Annotated in this window: 13 protein-coding genes and 2 tRNA genes; 13 read left to right on the top strand and 2 right to left on the bottom strand. The window is 53.1% G+C overall.

The features are described from left to right. Window positions 1-282: 282 nt before the first annotated feature. Window positions 283-359 (bottom strand) — tRNA-Asp (locus ACJJIQ_RS12275). 49 nt (window positions 360-408) lie between these two features. Beyond that, window positions 409-484 (bottom strand) — tRNA-Val (locus tag ACJJIQ_RS12270). A 176-nt stretch (window positions 485-660) separates the two neighbouring features. Here ACJJIQ_RS12270 and ACJJIQ_RS12265 point away from each other — a divergent pair. From ACJJIQ_RS12265 to ACJJIQ_RS12205, 13 genes are all read left to right on the top strand, one after another. Beyond that, window positions 661-1,188, top strand: a complete 528-nt coding sequence (locus tag ACJJIQ_RS12265; RefSeq protein WP_413665137.1) for a cytochrome c-type biogenesis protein — start codon at window positions 661-663, stop codon at window positions 1,186-1,188. Next, window positions 1,185-2,414 carry a c-type cytochrome biogenesis protein CcmI gene (gene ccmI, locus ACJJIQ_RS12260; protein ID WP_445364747.1) on the top strand — a complete coding sequence of 410 codons (1,230 nt, stop codon included), beginning with the start codon at window positions 1,185-1,187 and terminating at the stop codon, window positions 2,412-2,414. The genes ACJJIQ_RS12265 and ccmI overlap by 4 nt, the downstream gene beginning before the upstream one ends. Before the next feature lie 304 nt (window positions 2,415-2,718). Continuing rightward, the gene (smc, locus tag ACJJIQ_RS12255) at window positions 2,719-6,222 is read left to right on the top strand and encodes a chromosome segregation protein SMC (protein ID WP_445364746.1); all 3,504 of its coding nucleotides are present in this window, start codon (window positions 2,719-2,721) and stop codon (window positions 6,220-6,222) included. 26 nt (window positions 6,223-6,248) lie between these two features. Next, complete coding sequence (gene zipA, locus ACJJIQ_RS12250) at window positions 6,249-7,265, top strand: cell division protein ZipA (protein ID WP_444912635.1); 1,017 nt, start codon at window positions 6,249-6,251, stop codon at window positions 7,263-7,265. A gap of 151 nt (window positions 7,266-7,416) precedes the next feature. Continuing rightward, the gene (ligA, locus tag ACJJIQ_RS12245) at window positions 7,417-9,468 is read left to right on the top strand and encodes an NAD-dependent DNA ligase LigA (protein ID WP_445364745.1); all 2,052 of its coding nucleotides are present in this window, start codon (window positions 7,417-7,419) and stop codon (window positions 9,466-9,468) included. 177 nt (window positions 9,469-9,645) lie between these two features. Next, window positions 9,646-10,080: a hypothetical protein gene (locus ACJJIQ_RS12240; RefSeq protein WP_282933471.1), complete on the top strand. Its 435-nt coding sequence runs from the start codon at window positions 9,646-9,648 to the stop codon at window positions 10,078-10,080. Window positions 10,081-10,332: 252 nt separating this feature from the next. Beyond that, window positions 10,333-10,779: a DUF4399 domain-containing protein gene (locus ACJJIQ_RS12235; RefSeq protein ID WP_282933470.1), complete on the top strand. Its 447-nt coding sequence runs from the start codon at window positions 10,333-10,335 to the stop codon at window positions 10,777-10,779. Between the two features lie 58 nt (window positions 10,780-10,837). Next, the gene (locus ACJJIQ_RS12230; protein WP_445364744.1) at window positions 10,838-12,223 is read left to right on the top strand and encodes a class II fumarate hydratase; all 1,386 of its coding nucleotides are present in this window, start codon (window positions 10,838-10,840) and stop codon (window positions 12,221-12,223) included. Between the two features lie 261 nt (window positions 12,224-12,484). Continuing rightward, entirely contained in the window at window positions 12,485-12,685 is a 201-nt protein-coding gene (locus tag ACJJIQ_RS12225) for a hypothetical protein (protein ID WP_282933468.1), read from the top strand. Between the two features lie 3 nt (window positions 12,686-12,688). Then, window positions 12,689-13,759: an AraC family transcriptional regulator gene (locus ACJJIQ_RS12220; RefSeq protein ID WP_282933467.1), complete on the top strand. Its 1,071-nt coding sequence runs from the start codon at window positions 12,689-12,691 to the stop codon at window positions 13,757-13,759. A 178-nt stretch (window positions 13,760-13,937) separates the two neighbouring features. Then, on the top strand, window positions 13,938-15,731 hold the full coding sequence (locus ACJJIQ_RS12215; RefSeq protein ID WP_282933466.1) for an acyl-CoA dehydrogenase C-terminal domain-containing protein: 1,794 nt from the start codon (window positions 13,938-13,940) through the stop codon (window positions 15,729-15,731). A gap of 81 nt (window positions 15,732-15,812) precedes the next feature. Further along, a complete protein-coding gene (locus ACJJIQ_RS12210) occupies window positions 15,813-16,148 on the top strand; it encodes an SCP2 sterol-binding domain-containing protein (RefSeq protein ID WP_282933465.1) in 336 nt (111 codons plus the stop codon). Between the two features lie 150 nt (window positions 16,149-16,298). Then, window positions 16,299-17,936, top strand: a complete 1,638-nt coding sequence (locus tag ACJJIQ_RS12205; protein ID WP_445364743.1) for an AMP-binding protein — start codon at window positions 16,299-16,301, stop codon at window positions 17,934-17,936. Window positions 17,937-18,017: the final 81 nt, after the last annotated feature.

Raw genomic sequence — 18,017 nt, 5'->3', positions numbered from 1 at the left:
TTAATTAGAGGATTTTTTGAGGATTTTTTAAGCTGTTTTTATCGATCAAAATCAGCTGCGTAGAAATTCAGAAAATAAAGAATCAGGCTGGAGAAAATTGTTGCAGAAAAATATTGTCGGCACTGCGCTCGCACTATTTTTTTTACGCTGAGATTTGGTTATTTTTTTGTGGCTCTTTCAAATTTCCAGCGCAAGCAACTGAAAATAAAATGTGAGAAAAATGAAAAGATGTGAGGCACAAACAAAAAAGCCCCGCTCTTGCGAGCAGGGCTTTTTTGTATATGGCGGACCGGACGGGACTCGAACCCGCGACCTCCGGCGTGACAGGCCGGCATTCTAACCAACTGAACTACCGGTCCGCATTCCTGCTTCTCTTTGGTTGCTCTTGCCGGGCAAGAGTAAGAGAAGTGGTGGGTGGTACAGGGGTCGAACCTGTGACCTACGGCTTGTAAGGCCGTCGCTCTCCCAACTGAGCTAACCACCCCGTGTCAGGAGCTGCGTATCTTAATGATATTCTTCGTGGCGTCAACGCCTTTTTTGAATTTTTTTTTGTCTTTCAATGAGTTAACGCGCTTTTGTGTGAATTCGTGGGCGTGTCCGCCGGGGGGTGACACTGTTATAATCGCCCTAATTCCCGTTAGTTAGAGCGTGAGAAAAGCTGTGACACAGAAGACCTGGCTGGCCCAACTTGTACTGGCATTCGGTATGTTTTGCCTGTCCATCGCTGCACATGCGGTAGTGGAGACACAAAAATTGTCCTCTCCCGAGCTGGATGCAAGGTATCGCGTGCTTATTGAAGAGATGCGCTGCCCCAAATGTCAAAACCAGAACCTGGCAGACTCCGATGCGTCTATTTCCTCGGACTTGCGCCGTGAAATCCGCCGTTTGCTGGAGGAAGGATTTACGGACCAGGAAATCGTTGACTACATGGTGGCCCGCTATGGGGATTTTGTGCTCTACCGCCCACCTGTTCAGAAAAATACCTTGATCCTGTGGTTGGCTCCGGGAGTTTTTGCCGTTTTCGGGCTTCTGGCCTTGATTGTGATCGTGATGCGCTCAAAAAGTGGTACCGGGGCTCGCCAAGATGACGGCAGTGGGGAACTCACTGATGATGAGCGGCGTCGATTAAAGCAGTTGTTGGGAGAAGGAGCTGTAGATGAAGGTGATAGCGGGAAGGAAGGTAAATGATTGATATCTGGTTTGGTGTAGCCCTACTGCTACTGTTGGTAGCTTTTGTATTTCTGATTCCTGCTTTGAGAGCTGCAGGCAGACGTCGCAGCGGTAGTAGCAAGCGAGAGGCTATGGCAGCGCTCTACCGGGAGCGCAGTAAAGAACTTCGCGCTGCGGTGCAGAGCGGTGCGATGGATGAAAAGCAGTTTGCCCAGCTGGAGGCAGATCTCGCGCGGGAACTGCTGGCGGCTCAGCAGGAAAGTCAATCTGGTGAAGCCAGGCAGGGTGGCGGCCGATTGCTGATCGGGCTGGCGGTTTTGGTGCCTGCAATTGCAGCAGCTGCCTACGGGTTTTCCGACCGACCGTCCGAAGTAGCTTTGTATCGCGATATGTTGGCGAGCCAAGGCGGGCACACCTCTTCGGAGGAAGAGGCAAAAATCACCCGTCATTTGCAGGAGCGGGCTAAAACTCATCCAGATGATCTTAGCAGTCGCTATATATTGGCGCAGCGGCTACTAGTGAGTGGCGATTTGGCTGGGGCGGTAGATTCCTATCGCTATGTTGTGGCTCGCGAGCCCCAGGCGGCCAATGTTAAAGCTGAGCTGGCGCAAGCGCTGTTTTTTGAAGGCGGTTCCAAGATTACCGATGAAATCCGCTCCTTGATTGAGCAGGTGTTACAGGTGCAGCCATCCAACGGCACTGTGTTGGGCTTGGCGGGTATTGCCGCTTTTGAAGATGGGGACTACCGCAAGGCTCGCCAGCATTGGCAGCTAGCGCTTAGCCAGCTTCCCCCAGGATCTGCAGCAGCAGAGGCGCTTCAGGCTGGCGTTGCCAGGGCCGAAAGCGCTTTGGCAGACAGCGGTGAGGCTGTAGCGGTGCAGGCAAAGGTAGAAACGAAAGAGAAAGGCCCGCAGATTCGAGTTCAGGTCAGTTTGGGGGAGGGGGTTGAAGCTCCAGAATCTACCCCGGTATTTATCTATGCACGCAGTGCTGCGAGCCCGATGCCTCTGGCTATCGTGCGCCTCACGGCTGGACAGTTACCGGCAGAGGTTGTGCTGGATGAGTCCCGGGCAATGATGCCTGGAAGTTCCATCGCCACTGTCGACTCTGTGCAGTTGGTAGCGCGACTGGCCATTAAGGGAGATGCGCGTCCAGCCCCGGGGGATTGGCAGGGAATGATTAGTGAGTTGCCTAAATCCCGCTGGAGTGAAACTCAGTCAATAGCCATCGATAGTCAGCTGTAACTGGCTGTGACTGTCGAAAATGAGGTCACAGTGTAAGCTGTGGCCTCATTTTTATTTGCGGCCGGATGGCATTCTTGCGTCTAATTGGCCTCAAGCTCACATTGCCCAGATATTGATGAGTTCTATTGGGGCAAGTTGGCATTTGGTAGCGATCGTCATGTTTGACTTGACCGCTGCTTGGTCGGATTGATAATCCCGACTGAACATTACTGTGAAGAATAGCGCTGAATGCTCTGGCGACACCAAGTAAGATTGAAGGTTTGGTGTCCCGCCCGGCAGAGAAAAATATCGAGTTTATAAATACATGCGTCTGAAGTGCATCAAGCTAGCGGGCTTCAAGTCTTTTGTTGACCCTACCACTGTCTATTTTCCGACAAACCTCAACTCGGTGGTGGGTCCCAATGGCTGTGGTAAATCCAACACCATCGATGCGGTGCGCTGGGTAATGGGGGAATCCTCCGCAAAGAACCTGCGCGGCGATTCGATGACGGACGTTATCTTCAACGGCTCCAGTGGCCGCAAGCCCGTGGGGCAGGCCTCGATTGAGTTGGTATTTGATAACTCTGAGGGCAAGCTTTCTGGAGCCTATGCCTCTTTCTCGGAGATTTCCGTCAAGCGCAAGGTAACCCGGGAAGCACAGAACACCTATTACCTGAATGGCGAGAAGTGCCGCCGCCGCGATGTAACCGATCTCTTCTTAGGTACCGGTCTGGGCCCGCGCAGCTACGCCATTATTGAGCAGGGCATGATCTCCAAGTTGATCGAAGCCAAGCCCGAAGAGCTGCGCGTCTATATCGAAGAGGCCGCCGGTATCTCCAAATACAAGGAGCGCCGCCGGGATACTGAAAATCGGATGAGACGGACTTCGGAAAACCTTGAGCGCCTCACGGATATCCGCGATGAGCTGGATCGCCAGTTGTCCCGACTGGAGCGACAGTCCGCAGCAGCGGAAAAATACAGCCGATTTAAAGAGGAAGAGCGCAGCCACAAGGCCAATCTTCAGGCGCTCAAATACCGCGAACTGGATGACCAATCCAAGGCCAAGCAGCAACAAATAGGTGAGCTTGAACTCACCGTTGAAGAGCTGGTTACCCGCCAGGTCACCTGTGACACAGGCATTGAGCAAAAGCGCGTGGGGTACCACGAGCTATCTGACAGCTTTAACGAAGTCCAGGGGCGCTTTTACGCCGTCGGTGGAGATATCGCCCGTTTGGAGCAGAGCATTGCCCACGCTCGTGAGCGCTCTACTCGCCTGCATTCCGATTTGGCGCAAACCGAACAAGAATATCGCGAGGCGGAGACCAACCTCGAAGTGGATCGCGAAAAAGCGGCCCAGTTTGAGGAGGAACTTGAGATTATTCTGCCGGACCTGGAGATGGTCTTGGCAGCAGAAGAGGAGTCTGCTGCGGCACTGCTCGAATCTGAAGAACAGATGCGCAATTGGCAGAACGAGTGGGACCAGTTTAACCAGGGTGCCTCTGGCTCCCGTCAGAAAGCTGAAGTGCAACAATCCCGCATCCAGCACTTGGAAACTTCTGGCCAGCGGCTGCTGGAGCGGATCAATAAGCTATTGGCGGAGCAGTCCGGCCTCCAGGTCTCTGACGACGATGAAGAGACGCTGCAGCTGAACGAACAGATGGCCGAGCTGGAAATGCAGGCTGAAGAGCGCCGCGAGGAAGCGGCAGAGCGTCGCGAGTCTCTGGACAGTCTCCGTGTGCAGGAGCGGGAGCTGGCTACCGAACTCGATCAGTTGCGCTTGCAGTTGCAAACCGGGCGAGGCCGTCAGGCGTCTCTGGAAGCCTTGCAGCAAGCTGCTTTAGGGCAGGGCAAGGCAGTTGAGAATTGGCTGCAGCAGCAAGCCCTGGCTGACAAGCCCCGGCTCGCCGACCAGATTAAAGCCCAGCCCGGCTGGGAAACCGCAGTTGAAACTATCCTCGGCCCCCAATTGCAGGCGGTATGTGTTGAGCAGCTCGAATCCGTGGCTGAAGGATTGGCGGCACTGGAAAGCGGTCAAGCGGTTCTAATCGATAACAGTGCTGTAAATAGCAGTGTGAAAGGAGCACTTCCTTCGCTGCAGGATATGGTTCAGGGGCCAGCCTCTCTCTCCGGCATCTTGGCAGGAATTTATACCGCAGAAGATTTGACAGAGGCGCTGTCCAGGCGCGCGAGTTTGCAAGCTCATGAGTCTATTGTGACTCGCGATGGGCTCTGGCTCGGCCCCAACTGGTTGCGAGTGAATCGCGCCAGTGATGCAGAGGCCGGGGTCCTGGCGCGCAAGCAGGATCTTGAAACCCTGGGGCAGGAGCTGGCCCTGTGTGAGGAGCAGATAGAGAGTATTGCCGAGCGACGTGAGTCCCTGCGCACGCAAACGGTCGATCTCGAGCGCTCCATCGAACAAGCTCGCAATGAGTCCGACCAGCTCGGGCGTCGCGAGGCAGAGCTTCGCAGCCAGTTGTCCGCCCGACGGGCGCGTGCGGAGCAGATGAATGAGCGCCGTATCCGAATTGAGCAGGAAATCGGTGAGGTGCGTGAGCAGCAGGAGCTGGAAGGGGAGTCCCTGTCGGAAGCTCGTCTAATGCTGCAGGAGGCTGTCGAGGCGATGAGTGATGATACCGATCGTCGCGAAACGCTAATGGCACGCCGGGAGGAATTGCGCGAAGCTTTGGATGCCGTGCGCCAGCGTGCGCGGGAGGACAAGGATCGCGCCCATGAACTGGCTATGCGCGAGCAGTCAGTGCGCACCCAGATGGTGTCTCTCGAGCGCACTTTGCAGGTGATGAGCGAGCAGCTGGAAAGGTTGCGCAGTCGTCGTCAGCAATTGCAGGAGCAAATGGAGGAGACCCAGGACCCCTCCCAGGATTTTCAGGCTGAGTTGGAAGAAAAACTCGGCGAGCGTATTGAGGTGGAAACGGAACTCGCCGATGCGCGCAAAAAGCTGGAAGAGGTTGAGACCGGCCTGCGTGAGCAGGAACAGGAGCGCCACAAAGTGGAGGCGGCTCTTCAGGGAGTGCGCGCCCAGCTTGAGCAGGAGCGTCTCGCTGCGCAGACTCTGGAAGTGCAACGAAACGGATTGGTAGAGCAGCTGCGCGAGAGCGAGCACGATATCGATCAGCTGCTCGAGCAGTTACCTGGCGATCTTACGATTAAGCAGGTACAGGAAGATTTGGAATTGGTAGCCGCGCGTATCTCGCGTCTCGGGCCGATTAACCTCGCCGCTATCGATGAATACAAGCAGGAGTCTGAGCGCAAGAACTACCTGGATCGCCAGCATGGGGATCTGATGGAAGCGCTGGAGACCCTGGAAAATGCAATTAAGAAAATCGACAAGGAAACGAGAACCCGCTTCAAGGAAACTTTTGATCAGGTAAATGCGGGCCTGCAGGAACTCTTCCCGAAAGTTTTTGGTGGTGGTAATGCCTATCTGGAACTTACGGGTGAAGATCTGCTCGATACTGGTATCGCGATCATGGCCCGCCCGCCGGGCAAGCGCAACAGCACAATCCATCTGCTCTCGGGTGGAGAAAAAGCGCTGACGGCGATCGCATTGGTATTCTCGATTTTCCGTCTGAATCCAGCACCTTTCTGTATGTTGGATGAGGTGGATGCTCCCCTTGACGATGCTAACGTTGGTCGTTACGCACGAATGGTTAAAGAAATGTCAGAACACGTTCAGTTCATCTATATTACCCACAACAAGATCGCAATGGAGATGGCGGATCAGTTGCTGGGGGTTACCATGCACGAGCCGGGTGTATCCCGACTGGTGTCGGTGAATGTGGAAGAAGCAGCCGAGCTGGCTTCTGCATAAGGGCGTAAAGGGAGAGGCGCTAAAAAATGGATAACTGGCTGGTTACAATCCTGGTTGTCGTTCTGCTGGTCGTTGTGGTCGATGGCATACGCCGGGCGATCTTGCGACAGCGCGCGGCAGTTAAGGTCTCCCGCAATCTGTCGCGGGCCATGCAATCTGAAGTAAAAAATGAAGCTGATCCGGTCTCAGAGAAGGCTGAAGAAGAACCCCCGGTCCGCAAACCCCTGGAGACGCGAGAGCCCAAGCCCGCAAACAGCGAATTGCCCGGGCAGGCTCGCGTTGTTCAGCGCCGTCCGCTAGAGGATGCGCTACATGTGAATCGCCAGGTGCAGGAGAGCTTTATTTCCTCGCGCAAGCCGCTCGCTGGCAGCAATCCCCAGAGGAGTCCGGAAGAGCAGGGTATCCTCGATTTGGAAGAGCAAGTCCCCACTCTGATGGAGTCGGTCGGTGAAGAGCAACGCTATGAGCCTGCATTAGATGAGGCTGAAAGCCTAAATGCGATGGATAGTGCTCACAGTCCTGAGCATGAAGCGGTGCATGAGGATTCTCAACCCGAACGATCTTCTCAGTCTCCAAGCTCTGGCAGTGTTGGTGAAGGTGCTCCCACCCGTGAGGTGCTGGTGATTAATGTAATGGCGCCAGAAGGGGATTACTTCGAGGGTAATGATTTACTTCGGGTAATGGTTGCCTGTGGCATGCGCTTTGGTGAAATGAATATTTTTCACTACCATGAGCACGGCGGTGCTGATGGGGCCATTATCTTTAGTCTCGCCAATATTGTTGTGCCCGGCGTTTTCGACCTGGCCCAGATGGAAGAATTTGCCACGCCGGGTGTTAGCTTGTTCCTGACACTACCTGTGGAAGGCGAGGCGATTAAAGCTTTCGATCAACTGCTTTCCACCTCATACAAAATTGCCGAGCTGCTCGGTGGCGAATTGAAGGATGAGAATCGCAGTGTATTTACCGCGCAAACGGCGGAGCATTATCGTCAGCGGGTTGTGGAGTACCAGCGCCGCAGGACTTTAGCGATGGCGCAAAGCTAACTCGCAATCTCTAAATAATTGTTGCCATTTTTAATGCGGCCCGGGATGCCGGCTGATTTTCATTTTGGAAATTAGCCGTAAGCTCGGGCCGTATTTGCATGTAAAATCGAAATAATTTTCTAACTATTATTTTTATTCACTCGAATTGCCGATGACTCATCAAACTATTTCCCCTCAAGTGCGCGAGCGTGTTCAGGAATTACACGAAATCCTCCAGCGTGCGAATCACCAATACTATGTGCTTGATGATCCCGAGTTGCCGGATATTGAGTACGACCGGCGCCTGCGCGAGTTGCAGGACCTGGAAAGTGAATTCCCTCAGCTACTGACACCGGATTCTCCCACCCAGAGGGTAGGCGCAGAGCCGCTCTCCTCTTTCCAGGAGGTTCGCCACGAGGTGGCGATGTTGTCTTTAGATAACGCCTTTAATGATGAAGAGTTGCTGGAGTTTGACCGCCGGGTGTGTGAGCGCCTCAACAGTAAAGGGCCAGTGGAATACGCCTGTGAACCCAAATTAGACGGTATCGCTATCAGCCTTTTATATCGCGACGGAGTACTTGAGCGAGCGGCAACGCGAGGGGATGGCACGACGGGTGAGGATATCACCCAGAATGTACGCACCGTGGGATCTGTACCTCTGCGTTTGCGTCAAGCAGATGGTATTGAAAAGTATCCGGGTGTATTGGAGGTGCGCGGTGAAATCTATATGCCGAAAGCGGGCTTTGCCGAATTGAATCGCAAAGCGGCCGCGGCGGGTGAGAAGCTTTTCGTAAATCCTCGAAATGCCGCTGCTGGTAGTTTGCGTCAATTGGACTCCCGCATAACAGCGCAGAGACCGCTGGAATTGTGTGTGTATGGCACAGGTCTTGTAGAGGGCGGTGAACTGCCGGAAGAGCACGTTGAGACTTTGCAGCTGTTGGGACATTGGGGCTTCCGTACAAACCGGGAGATGCGCGTCGCTAAAGATATTCAGGGCTGCATCGATTACTACCGGGAAATCGGCGAGAAGCGCGAGGACCTCGCTTACGATATCGACGGTATTGTTTTTAAGGTCAACAGTATTCCCCTGCAGCGCCGTCTCGGTTTTGTTGCCCGCGCACCCCGTTGGGCCATGGCCTATAAGTTTCCCGCTCAGGAGGAAATGACTGAATTATTGGATGTTGAATTCCAGGTAGGGCGCACCGGTGCGGTTACCCCGGTTGCTCGCCTGCAGCCGGTTTTTGTCGGCGGCGTTACCGTTTCCAATGCAACTCTGCACAATCGAGATGAGATCGAGCGCCTCGGCGTACAGGTGGGTGATACTGTCATTATTCGCCGTGCCGGAGATGTTATCCCGCAGGTGGTTTCTGTAGTGGAGAGCAAGCGCAAGCCGGGTGGCCACGCTATTGAATTCCCCACGCATTGCCCAGTATGCGGCTCGCTGGTGGAATCCACGCCCGGTGAGGCGGTGGTCCGCTGTAGCGGCGGCCTGATTTGTAGTGCCCAGCGCAAGCAGGCCATCAAGCATTTCGCTTCGCGCAAAGCGATGGACATTGATGGGCTGGGAGACAAGCTGGTAGAGCAGCTGGTAGATGAGGACTTGTTACACTCGGTGTCCGGACTTTACCACCTCACCTTGGAGCAGGTGGCGGGACTTGAGCGAATGGGGCAAAAATCCGCGCAGAACCTCCTTGACGCACTGGAGCGCAGCAAAGAGACCACGCTGCCTAAATTCCTCTATGCCCTGGGTATCCGGGAAGTGGGTGAGGCTACTGCGCGCAATTTGGCGCGGCACTTTGGCGAATTGAATCCGCTAATGTCGGCAGATGTCGAGGCTTTGCAGGAAGTTGAAGATGTGGGCCCAGTGGTCGCTCATTTTGTTGCTGAGTTTTTTCAGCAACCTCATGCCCAAGAAGAGGTGGAGGCACTGCAGCAGGCGGGTGTGCATTGGCAAGCGGAAGAGAGTGACGAGCAGGATCAGCCCCTGGCTGGGGAAACCTGGGTGCTCACCGGCAAACTGGAAACCCTGTCCCGTAGTGAAGCAAAAGACTACTTACAGAGGCTGGGTGCGAAAGTCGCAGGAAGTGTTTCCGCCAAGACCGGCACCCTGGTTGCTGGGCCAGGCGCCGGCTCAAAATTGACCAAAGCACAGGAACTGGGTATCACGGTTATGGATGAAGAGGCGCTTCTGGATATGCTGCGCGAAAGGGGCTTTGAGATTTAGTCCTGGTATTTTAGGCGGGGCACCATTAGTAACTGAATAGCCGAACTTTTGAGCACTTTGCAGGTTCGTGTTTTGTTTTGTGGCTTTCTGGTCGCTTCGCCGTTAAAGTTGATGCCTTAGATCTGTTTTGCCCTGGGTACCTGATGTCCAGTGGCACTGTGGTAAGGAATGGAATTAATGCTTCAGGGCGATCAGGAATCCATCGTTTACGGATGTATCAAAGACAGCAATAGCCTCGCTGGCGGCAGCGATCGGCGCAGGGTGAACCGCAATGCTGTGCTCGCTCTGCCCAGTGCTGATGAATGGCCATTCCTGTGCCGGGATATGTTTGCTATTCCCACCATTAAGGTGAAGCAATCCCAGTACCAAACCGATGTAATCCACTTTGGCGCTTCCTATCGGGCGGTAGAATACGAGTGGGATTTGTGGATACAGAAGTTTGAAGAGTTGTTGAAGAGTATGTATTGGGTTTCGGCAACTGTGCATTTGGAAACTGAGCTTTCCGGCGTTCACTCTTTCAGCTGGGAATCCGCTGGCCTTTATCACGAGCCGGGCAGCGGCGATATGCAGGTTCGCTGCGAGTGGACCCAAGAGGGGCGGGTGAGTATCTGATTTTTCTGGCCCGGTTGGTCCGGGCCCTCTCTTGCCTAATTGCCGCAAAGCAGATTTAAATAAGCAGCCCTGTCACAAATCCTATCTCTCTTTTTCTTTCCGCAACTATATTCCCTGATAGTCTCTGGAACTGCAACTTTGGTCTGTTAAAGTGTCTTTGCCGAACGGTACCAAGGTGCCGCGGCCGAGAAGCTGTAAAGCCAGATTATAAGAATTGGCGCGATCTGGGCGCCCTATCAGGAAGGAATACACATGATTAAATCCAGTTCTCTGCTGTTTGCCAGCGCACTGATGTTGTCGCCGCTGTTACATGCGTCTGAGCACGAAAGCAAAATGGATATGAGCAGTAAGGCCCCAGCAGATGCCAAGGTCTATATTATCTCGCCGAAAGATGGAGAGAAGGTGCCCCAGACATTTACGGTGAAGTTTGGTTTGTCTGGTATGGGTGTGGCACCGGCGGGTACCAATCAAGAGAATACCGGCCACCATCATCTGCTGATTGATGTGGATGATATGCCGGATATGAGCAAGCCTTTGCCGGCGAGTAAGAACATCATTCACTTTGGCGGCGGGCAAACCGAGACTCAAGTTACCTTGCCACCCGGCAAGCATACGCTACAACTGGTTCTGGGCAACTATATGCATGTGCCACATAAAGAGCCTGTAATGTCCAAGAAAATTACCGTTGTGGTCGAGTAGGGCTGCAGCAGCTAAATAGCCTTCTGTTGATGCATTAAGCGCATCTGGGGAGAGTGAAATGGGTGGCGAATTCCGCACTGAAAAGGACAGCCTGGGCGAAGTTCAGGTGCCGACTGAGGCGATGTATGGCGCGCAAACCCAGCGCGCCGTGGAGAATTTTCCTGTCAGTGGTCACGGCTTGCCGGCAGAGTTTATCCGCGCCATTGTGCTGATAAAGAAATCTGCCGCAGAGGCCAACCGGGACTTGGGGTTGTTGGATAAAGCGCAGGCTGAGGCCATTATCAATGCCTGCGACAGTCTCGGTGATGAGGAGTATGCCACTCATTTCCCTGTCGATATTTACCAGACAGGTTCTGGTACCAGTTCAAATATGAATGTTAATGAGGTGCTCGCCCACCTCGCAGAAAAGCACAGTGATCAAACCATCAGCCCCAATGATCACGTGAATATGAGTCAGAGCAGTAATGACGTGGTTCCGACCGCGATTCATGTGTCCGCCCTGCTTGCAGTGCGCGACACCCTGCTGCCTGCGTTGCGCCATTTGCACACTGGCTTGTGCGACAAGTCCACGGAGCTTGAAAGTATTGTAAAAACCGGTCGCACCCACCTGATGGATGCAGTGCCTATGACAATGGCGCAGGAAGTTGGAGGTTGGGCTGCGCAAATAGAGGCGTGCCGGGAGAGAATTCGCGCGGTAATGTCTCGGCTTGCCCAGCTGGCTCAAGGCGGTACGGCGATTGGCACCGGGCTCAATGCTCACCCGGATTTTGCCGAGCTGTTCGCGCAAAAAATCAGCGCCCACACATCTCATCAGTTTCGCCCGGCAGAGAACTTTTTTACCGCAATTTCCAGTCAGGATACGTCGGTGGAATTGTCCGGGCAGCTCAAGGTGTTGGCAGTTTCCCTGATGAAAATTGCCAATGACTTGCGTTGGATGAACAGCGGTCCCCTTGCTGGTCTCTCCGAAATCGCCCTGGAGGCCTTGCAGCCAGGGAGCAGCATTATGCCGGGCAAAGTGAACCCGGTTATTGCCGAATCAGTTACTATGGTTTGCGCCCGGGTGATGGGTAATGACACCACAGTGACCGTGGCGGGACAGAGCGGCAATTTTCAATTGAATGTTATGTTGCCTCTAGTAGGCAGTACGCTGCTGGAAAGTATTAACCTACTCGCGAATGCATCGACCCTATTGGCTGATCGAGCCGTTGCCAGTTTCGCGGTGAATCGGGCGCATATTGAGGGAACCCTGGGCCGCAACCCCATTTTAGTGACCTCCCTTAACCCAGTGATTGGCTACCTGAAAGCGGCGGAGATTGCCAAGGCCGCCTATGCCAGCTGTAGGCCAGTGCTGGATGTTGCTGTTGAAATGACGGACCTGGATAGAGAAACGCTTGAGGAATTGTTAGACCCCGCCCATTTGGCCAAGGGTGGGTTGATTAGCTAGGGGCAAAAAAGGCGATTCCCAACAGTATTAAGGATATAATGGCGGTCAGGCACATAAGCCAGTGCAAAAGCCTTAACAGCGTGGCTCGATCCTCTGGTTCCAGCATTCTTCTGCTCATTGGTGCCTCCTGCGGCGTTGACAGGAACCGGCCAATCCCTCACGATTCGACGCCGCGTCGGTACTGGGTGCCGACAATACAATGGTAGCGCCACAAAATGTGGCAGTCTCACCTGTTTTGAAAATCAATGTATCCAGATCGTCATGGCTAAAAGAAGTCGCCGCTCCTTTATTACCAGTGTCCTCGCCTGTGTCGCCTTTGTAGTGGCGGCAGTCTACAGCTGGGACCTGCCCGTTAAGGATGTTGTCACCTATTTCATTCTTCTGTTAGTGATATTACTTGTCATCATTGCTCTGGCGTTTGGGTGCGGGGCTTTATTGAATTGGTTGCGCAGGCGTAAATAATAGATGGCGTCAACGGAAGAGGATATTCGCATCCCTATCGCCTACCTCGAGCGACTGCTCGAAGAGGCGACCAAGCATGGGTGTGATCGCAAGGAGCTTTTAGCTTCTGTCGATATCGATGAGTCTGAATTGCAGGGCGTATCCGCATTTTCAGCAGTGAAGTATGGCCGCTTGTACCAGCGCGTGATGTGGCTGGCGCAAAATGAGTGGTTTGGCATGCTTAGCGGTGGAAGGGTCCGTTCCGGGTCTTTTCGCTTGTTGTGTCTGGCGGTGGTGAATTGTGCAACCCTCCGCCAGGCGATTACGCTCTGTGCCGAATTTATGGAAATCTGCCGAGGTTTTAAGGTGAAGCCGGTACTCGGAGAAGGTGGCCATGGGCGCGAGCGGGTTGAAATTTGCGGGATCAGTTCGCTGGGCAAAGGCGAATTTGAGCAGCTGCTGAATAACACGAGCCCCAGTGTGGTGCGTACAACTCTAGCGGTTTGGCACAGGTTTTATTGCTGGCTGGCAGGGCGGGAGATTCCGCTGGCCAGGTTGCACTTCTCATTTGCTTGCCCGGAAGAGTTTCGCAGTCTCGCGCAAAGCGAGGCTAATGAGTTGTTATTTGAGCAACCGTTTAATGCGCTCGAATACGATACCCGCTACCTGGAATACCCTGTGGTGCAAAGCCCGCAGATGGTTGAGGACTTTATTCGCACCGCTCCTTACCACCTGGTGATCAGCGACGGCAGTGCCAACAGTATCAAAACCAAAGTAAAAACCATTTTGAACCGGGATGTGAGCGAGTCCATGCCTGCCGCTGAGGCGGTGGCGGAGAGGCTCAATATGTCGGTCACCACGTTGCGACGTCGTCTTCAGCAGGAGGGTACCTCCTACCAGAAGCTCAAAGACGAATGTCGGATGGAAGCGGCTTTTCACTACCTCAGCTGCCCGGATCTTTCCAATGGGCAGATCGCAGAGATGCTTGGGTTCGATGAATCCAGTGCTTTCTTCCGCGCCTTTAAAAAATGGACGGGAATTACGCCAGGCGAGTATCGCCGGGGTGGTCGCGCTGCAGCTGGCCTGGATATTTGACTGGGCCAGTCACCTTTTTTCATCCTCTCGCCTCGATTTGTCACCGCTTTGGACGGGTTTGGCCATAGAGGGGGCTGCTCGCTTACTACTATGATGAACCAATCTTAGAAATTAGTCATAAATATGACTGGATGGTTTTGCCTCCGGTCCCAAACATAAGCGAATTGAGGTTATCAGGATGACCGATATCAAAATGCCACTGCGTGATTTGCGTTTCGTAATGCGCGAGATGCTGGACTCAGAAAAGCATTATGAGTCACTTGGATATGAGGAGGCTACTCCTGATGTCGTGGATGCCATCCTGGAAGAGGGTGCAAAGTTTTGTGAAAACGTTATTGCACCGCTGAACCAAATTGGCGACCAGCAAGGTTGCACCTGGAAAGATGGTGAAGTTACTACCCCGGAAGGCTTTAAAGAAGCCTACCAGCAGTTTGTAGAGGGTGGCTGGGCTGCGCTGCCTCACGATCCTGAGTACGGTGGCCAGGGCCTGCCGCCCTCGCTCGGCACTATCATGAGCGAGATGGTTGGCACCGCCAACTGGTCCTGGGGCATGTACCCCGGTTTGTCCCACGGTGCCATGAACACCCTGGAAGAGCACGGTACTGAAGAGCAGAAGCAGGTTTACCTGACCAAGCTGGTTGAAGGTAGCTGGACTGGCACTATGTGTCTGACCGAGCCTCACTGCGGTACCGATCTGGGTATTCTGCGCACCAAGGCCGAGCCAAATGAAGATGGCTCCTACGCGATTACCGGCACCAAGATCTTTATCTCCGCCGGTGAGCACGACATGACTGACAACATTGTTCATATCGTACTCGCCCGCCTGCCAGACGCACCTGCTGGCACCAAGGGTATCTCCCTGTTTATTGTACCCAAGTTCCTGCCGAACGCTGACGGCTCTGCCGGTGAGCGCAACGGTGTAGTATGTGGTTCCCTCGAGCACAAAATGGGTATTCACGGCAACGCCACTGCAGTGTTGAACTTTGACGGTGCTAAAGGCTTCCTGATCGGCGAGCAAAATAAAGGCTTGAGCTATATGTTCACCTTTATGAACACTGCGCGCCTGGGCACTGCTCTGCAAGGCCTGGCTCACTCCGAGATCGGTTTCCAGAAGTCCCTGGCTTACGCAAAAGATCGCCTGCAAATGCGTTCTCTGTCCGGCGTGAAAAACCCGGAAGGCCCGGCTGACCCGATTATTGTTCACCCTGACGTGCGCCGCATGCTGATGACCCAGAAAGCCTTCTCTGAAGGTGGTCGTATGCTGGTTGTTAAGTGCGCACAGCTGGTTGATATCACTCACAAAGGCGATGCTGACGCGAAGAAAGCCGCTGACGATATGCTGGCGTTCCTGACGCCGATTGCAAAAGCATTTTTGACAGAAGCTGGTTTCGAATCTGCCAACCTGGGTATGCAGTGTTTCGGTGGCCACGGTTATATTGCCGAGTGGGGCGTGGAGCAGAACGTACGTGATGCGCGTATCTCCACTATCTATGAAGGCACCACTGGTATTCAGGCTCTGGACCTGTTGGGTCGTAAGGTTCTGATGACCCAGGGTGAATTGCTGCGCGGTTTCACCAAGCAGGTTCACAAATTCTGCCAGGCGGAAATTGATAACGAAGCACTGGCGCCATTCGTTGCTAAGTTGCAAGAGCTGAACAAACAGTGGGGCGACCTGACCTTGCACGTTGGCGGCAAAGCTATGGAAAACCCAGACGAAGTCGGTGCTGCCTCTGTAGATTACCTGATGTTCTCCGGTTACACCGTGCTGGCCTTCCTGTGGGCACAGGCGGCTAAAGTTGCCAATGAAAAACTGGCAGCGGGCACTGGAGAAGAAGATTTCTACAAGGCGAAAATTACTACCGCGCGTTTCTTCTTCGAGCGTATCCTTCCTCGCACTTCCAGCCACGCAACGTCCATGTTGAGTGGAGCAGGCAACTTGATGGAATTGGATGCCGAGCATTTTGCATTCTGATCCCGCTCTGAAATTAAAACCGCCGGCAAATGCCGGCGGTTTTTTTGTGAGTAATAAAGCGGCTTAAACGGAGAATTTCCGATGCAATTGCCGGATTCAGTTCAAGAGCGCCTGTGTCACTTAGCTTGTTCGTACCCGCTGGCTCGGGTACAGTTCCGGCTGCCAGATGCCTGTGACTTCTATGTTTATGTCACCGAAGTATCTAAAAATTACAAAGTGATTTCCGAATTTGGTCAGACTGATAATCCAGAACTAACATTGGAAATGGAAAACAGCACTCTCAGTGCTATATTGGACGGTCAATTAAGTGGGCGTCACGCCTTCCTTTTGGGGGATGTTCAATATTCTGGAAATCGCGAATTGGCCGCAGCATTGGCAGGTTTATTTCCTGCGAATAGTGAAGAGGGAGATCGGTAAAGAGAGGTTTTAAACCCTTCTTTTTCACCGTCTCAAAGATACTACAAACAATAAATAAATTCTCGCTCGCCAAGAGATATGGCAGCTTTCGCCTATGGAGACGGAAGGTGTGGGCAAGCGACGACAACAATCAGGAATGGGAGAAGAGAGTTGGACATTGATCGCAGCATACTTGATGTCTTTAAAGGCGCTTGCGCCAAATTCGGTGACCGGCCGGCTTTCACATGCCTGGGGCGCACACTTTCAATCAGTGACATTGATACACTGAGTGGAAGATTCGCCTCTTATTTACAAAATCATACCGACTTGAAGCCCGGCGACCGCATTGCTGTCCAGCTACCTAACGTGTTGCAGTACCCTGTAGTTGTTTTTGGTGCACTGCGCGCAGGTCTGGTTGTAGTAAATACCAATCCGCTGTACACGCAGCGCGAGCTTAAGCATCAGCTGAATGATTCAGGGGCCAAGGCACTGATCGTACTGGCGAATATTGCCGATACCGCTGCTGCCGTGGTTGCTGAAACTGATGTAAAGCAAGTTATTGTTACCGAAATTGCGGATCTGCACAGCCCGCTGAAACGTACCTTGATCAACAGTGTGGCGAAGTACGTTAAGAAAATGGTGCCTGAATTTTCTTTTGCCAATGAAGTTCGTTTCCGTGATGCCATGGCAAAAGGTGCTGAACGTCCACATAAGGATGTTGAGCGCACTAAAGAAGATATTGCGGTTCTGCAGTATACCGGCGGTACTACCGGGGTTGCCAAGGGTGCAATGCTGACTAATGGCAACCTGGTTGCCAACATGGAGCAAGTGCGTATTGCCTTTGCCAATGGCATGAAAGAGGGCGAGGAATTCTATATTGCACCTTTGCCGCTTTATCATATCTATGCATTTACCATCCACTGTATGTGCCTTTTCTCCACGGGTAACCATTCGCTATTAGTACCCAACCCGCGCGATATCCCAGGTTTTGTGAAAATGTTGAAAGGCCTGCGTTTCACCGGATTTGTTGGGCTTAACACCTTATTTAATGGGCTGATGCGCAACAAGGATTTTGCTGAGCTGGACTTTAGTAAATTGCACTCGACAGCTTCTGGTGGTATGGCGTTAACTCGAGATACCGCTAAGCGTTGGGAGGAAATGACCGGCTGTATTGTTATGGAAGGTTACGGTATGACCGAGACTTCCCCGGTTGTTTCATTTAATCCGGCTGATGGTGTGCAACTGGGTACAGTGGGCGTTCCGGTTCCCGGAACCGAGGTCAAGGTTGTCGATGAAAATGGCAATGACCTGCCAAACAACTCCCCTGGTGAGTTGTGCGTGCGCGGGCCGCAGGTGATGAAAGGTTATTGGCAGCGCCCGGAAGCGACTGCGGATACTATCGATAGTGAAGGTTGGTTGAATACCGGTGATATGGCCGTTATTCAGGATGACGGTTACATCAAAATTGTGGATCGCAAGAAGGACATGATTATTGTGTCCGGCTTCAATGTATATCCCAATGAAATTGAAGATGTGATCAGCGCGCATTCGAAGGTCACTGAAGCTGCCGCTATCGGTATCCCGGATGAGAAAAGTGGTGAGCAGGTGAAGCTCTTCCTGGTGAAGGCTGATCCATCTTTGACTGAAGATGAAGTTGTCGCCTACTGCCGTGAGCATATGACGGCTTATAAAGTGCCAAAGCATGTGGAGTTCCGTGAGGACTTACCCAAAACTAATGTGGGTAAAATCTTGCGCCGTGAACTTCGCGATGAAGAGTTGAAAAAGCTTGAGGCTACTAGCGCTGCTTAAGTCACTATTTGGCTAAAGAGTTCATTCGCATAAAAGGCCCTGCTGGAGACAGTGGGGCTTTTTTATTGGTTTCTATTCAGG

Source organism: Microbulbifer maximicatervae (SeqCode), assembly GCF_052468295.1.
Note: the sequence above shows the minus strand (reverse complement) of the source record. Positions and strands in the feature narration are given on the sequence as shown.

What these genes read in the sequence shown, in the direction of transcription:
- ACJJIQ_RS12225 (WP_282933468.1), top strand. Translation starts at nt 12,485, where the DNA reads ATGGCTAAAAGAAGTCGCCGCTCCTTTATTACCAGTGTCCTCGCCTGT.
- ACJJIQ_RS12220 (WP_282933467.1), top strand. Translation starts at nt 12,689, where the DNA reads ATGGCGTCAACGGAAGAGGATATTCGCATCCCTATCGCCTACCTCGAG.
- ACJJIQ_RS12240 (WP_282933471.1), top strand. Translation starts at nt 9,646, where the DNA reads ATGCTTCAGGGCGATCAGGAATCCATCGTTTACGGATGTATCAAAGAC.
- smc (WP_445364746.1), top strand. Translation starts at nt 2,719, where the DNA reads ATGCGTCTGAAGTGCATCAAGCTAGCGGGCTTCAAGTCTTTTGTTGAC.
- ACJJIQ_RS12210 (WP_282933465.1), top strand. Translation starts at nt 15,813, where the DNA reads ATGCAATTGCCGGATTCAGTTCAAGAGCGCCTGTGTCACTTAGCTTGT.
- zipA (WP_444912635.1), top strand. Translation starts at nt 6,249, where the DNA reads ATGGATAACTGGCTGGTTACAATCCTGGTTGTCGTTCTGCTGGTCGTT.
- ACJJIQ_RS12235 (WP_282933470.1), top strand. Translation starts at nt 10,333, where the DNA reads ATGATTAAATCCAGTTCTCTGCTGTTTGCCAGCGCACTGATGTTGTCG.
- ACJJIQ_RS12215 (WP_282933466.1), top strand. Translation starts at nt 13,938, where the DNA reads ATGACCGATATCAAAATGCCACTGCGTGATTTGCGTTTCGTAATGCGC.
- ligA (WP_445364745.1), top strand. Translation starts at nt 7,417, where the DNA reads ATGACTCATCAAACTATTTCCCCTCAAGTGCGCGAGCGTGTTCAGGAA.
- ACJJIQ_RS12230 (WP_445364744.1), top strand. Translation starts at nt 10,838, where the DNA reads ATGGGTGGCGAATTCCGCACTGAAAAGGACAGCCTGGGCGAAGTTCAG.
- ccmI (WP_445364747.1), top strand. Translation starts at nt 1,185, where the DNA reads ATGATTGATATCTGGTTTGGTGTAGCCCTACTGCTACTGTTGGTAGCT.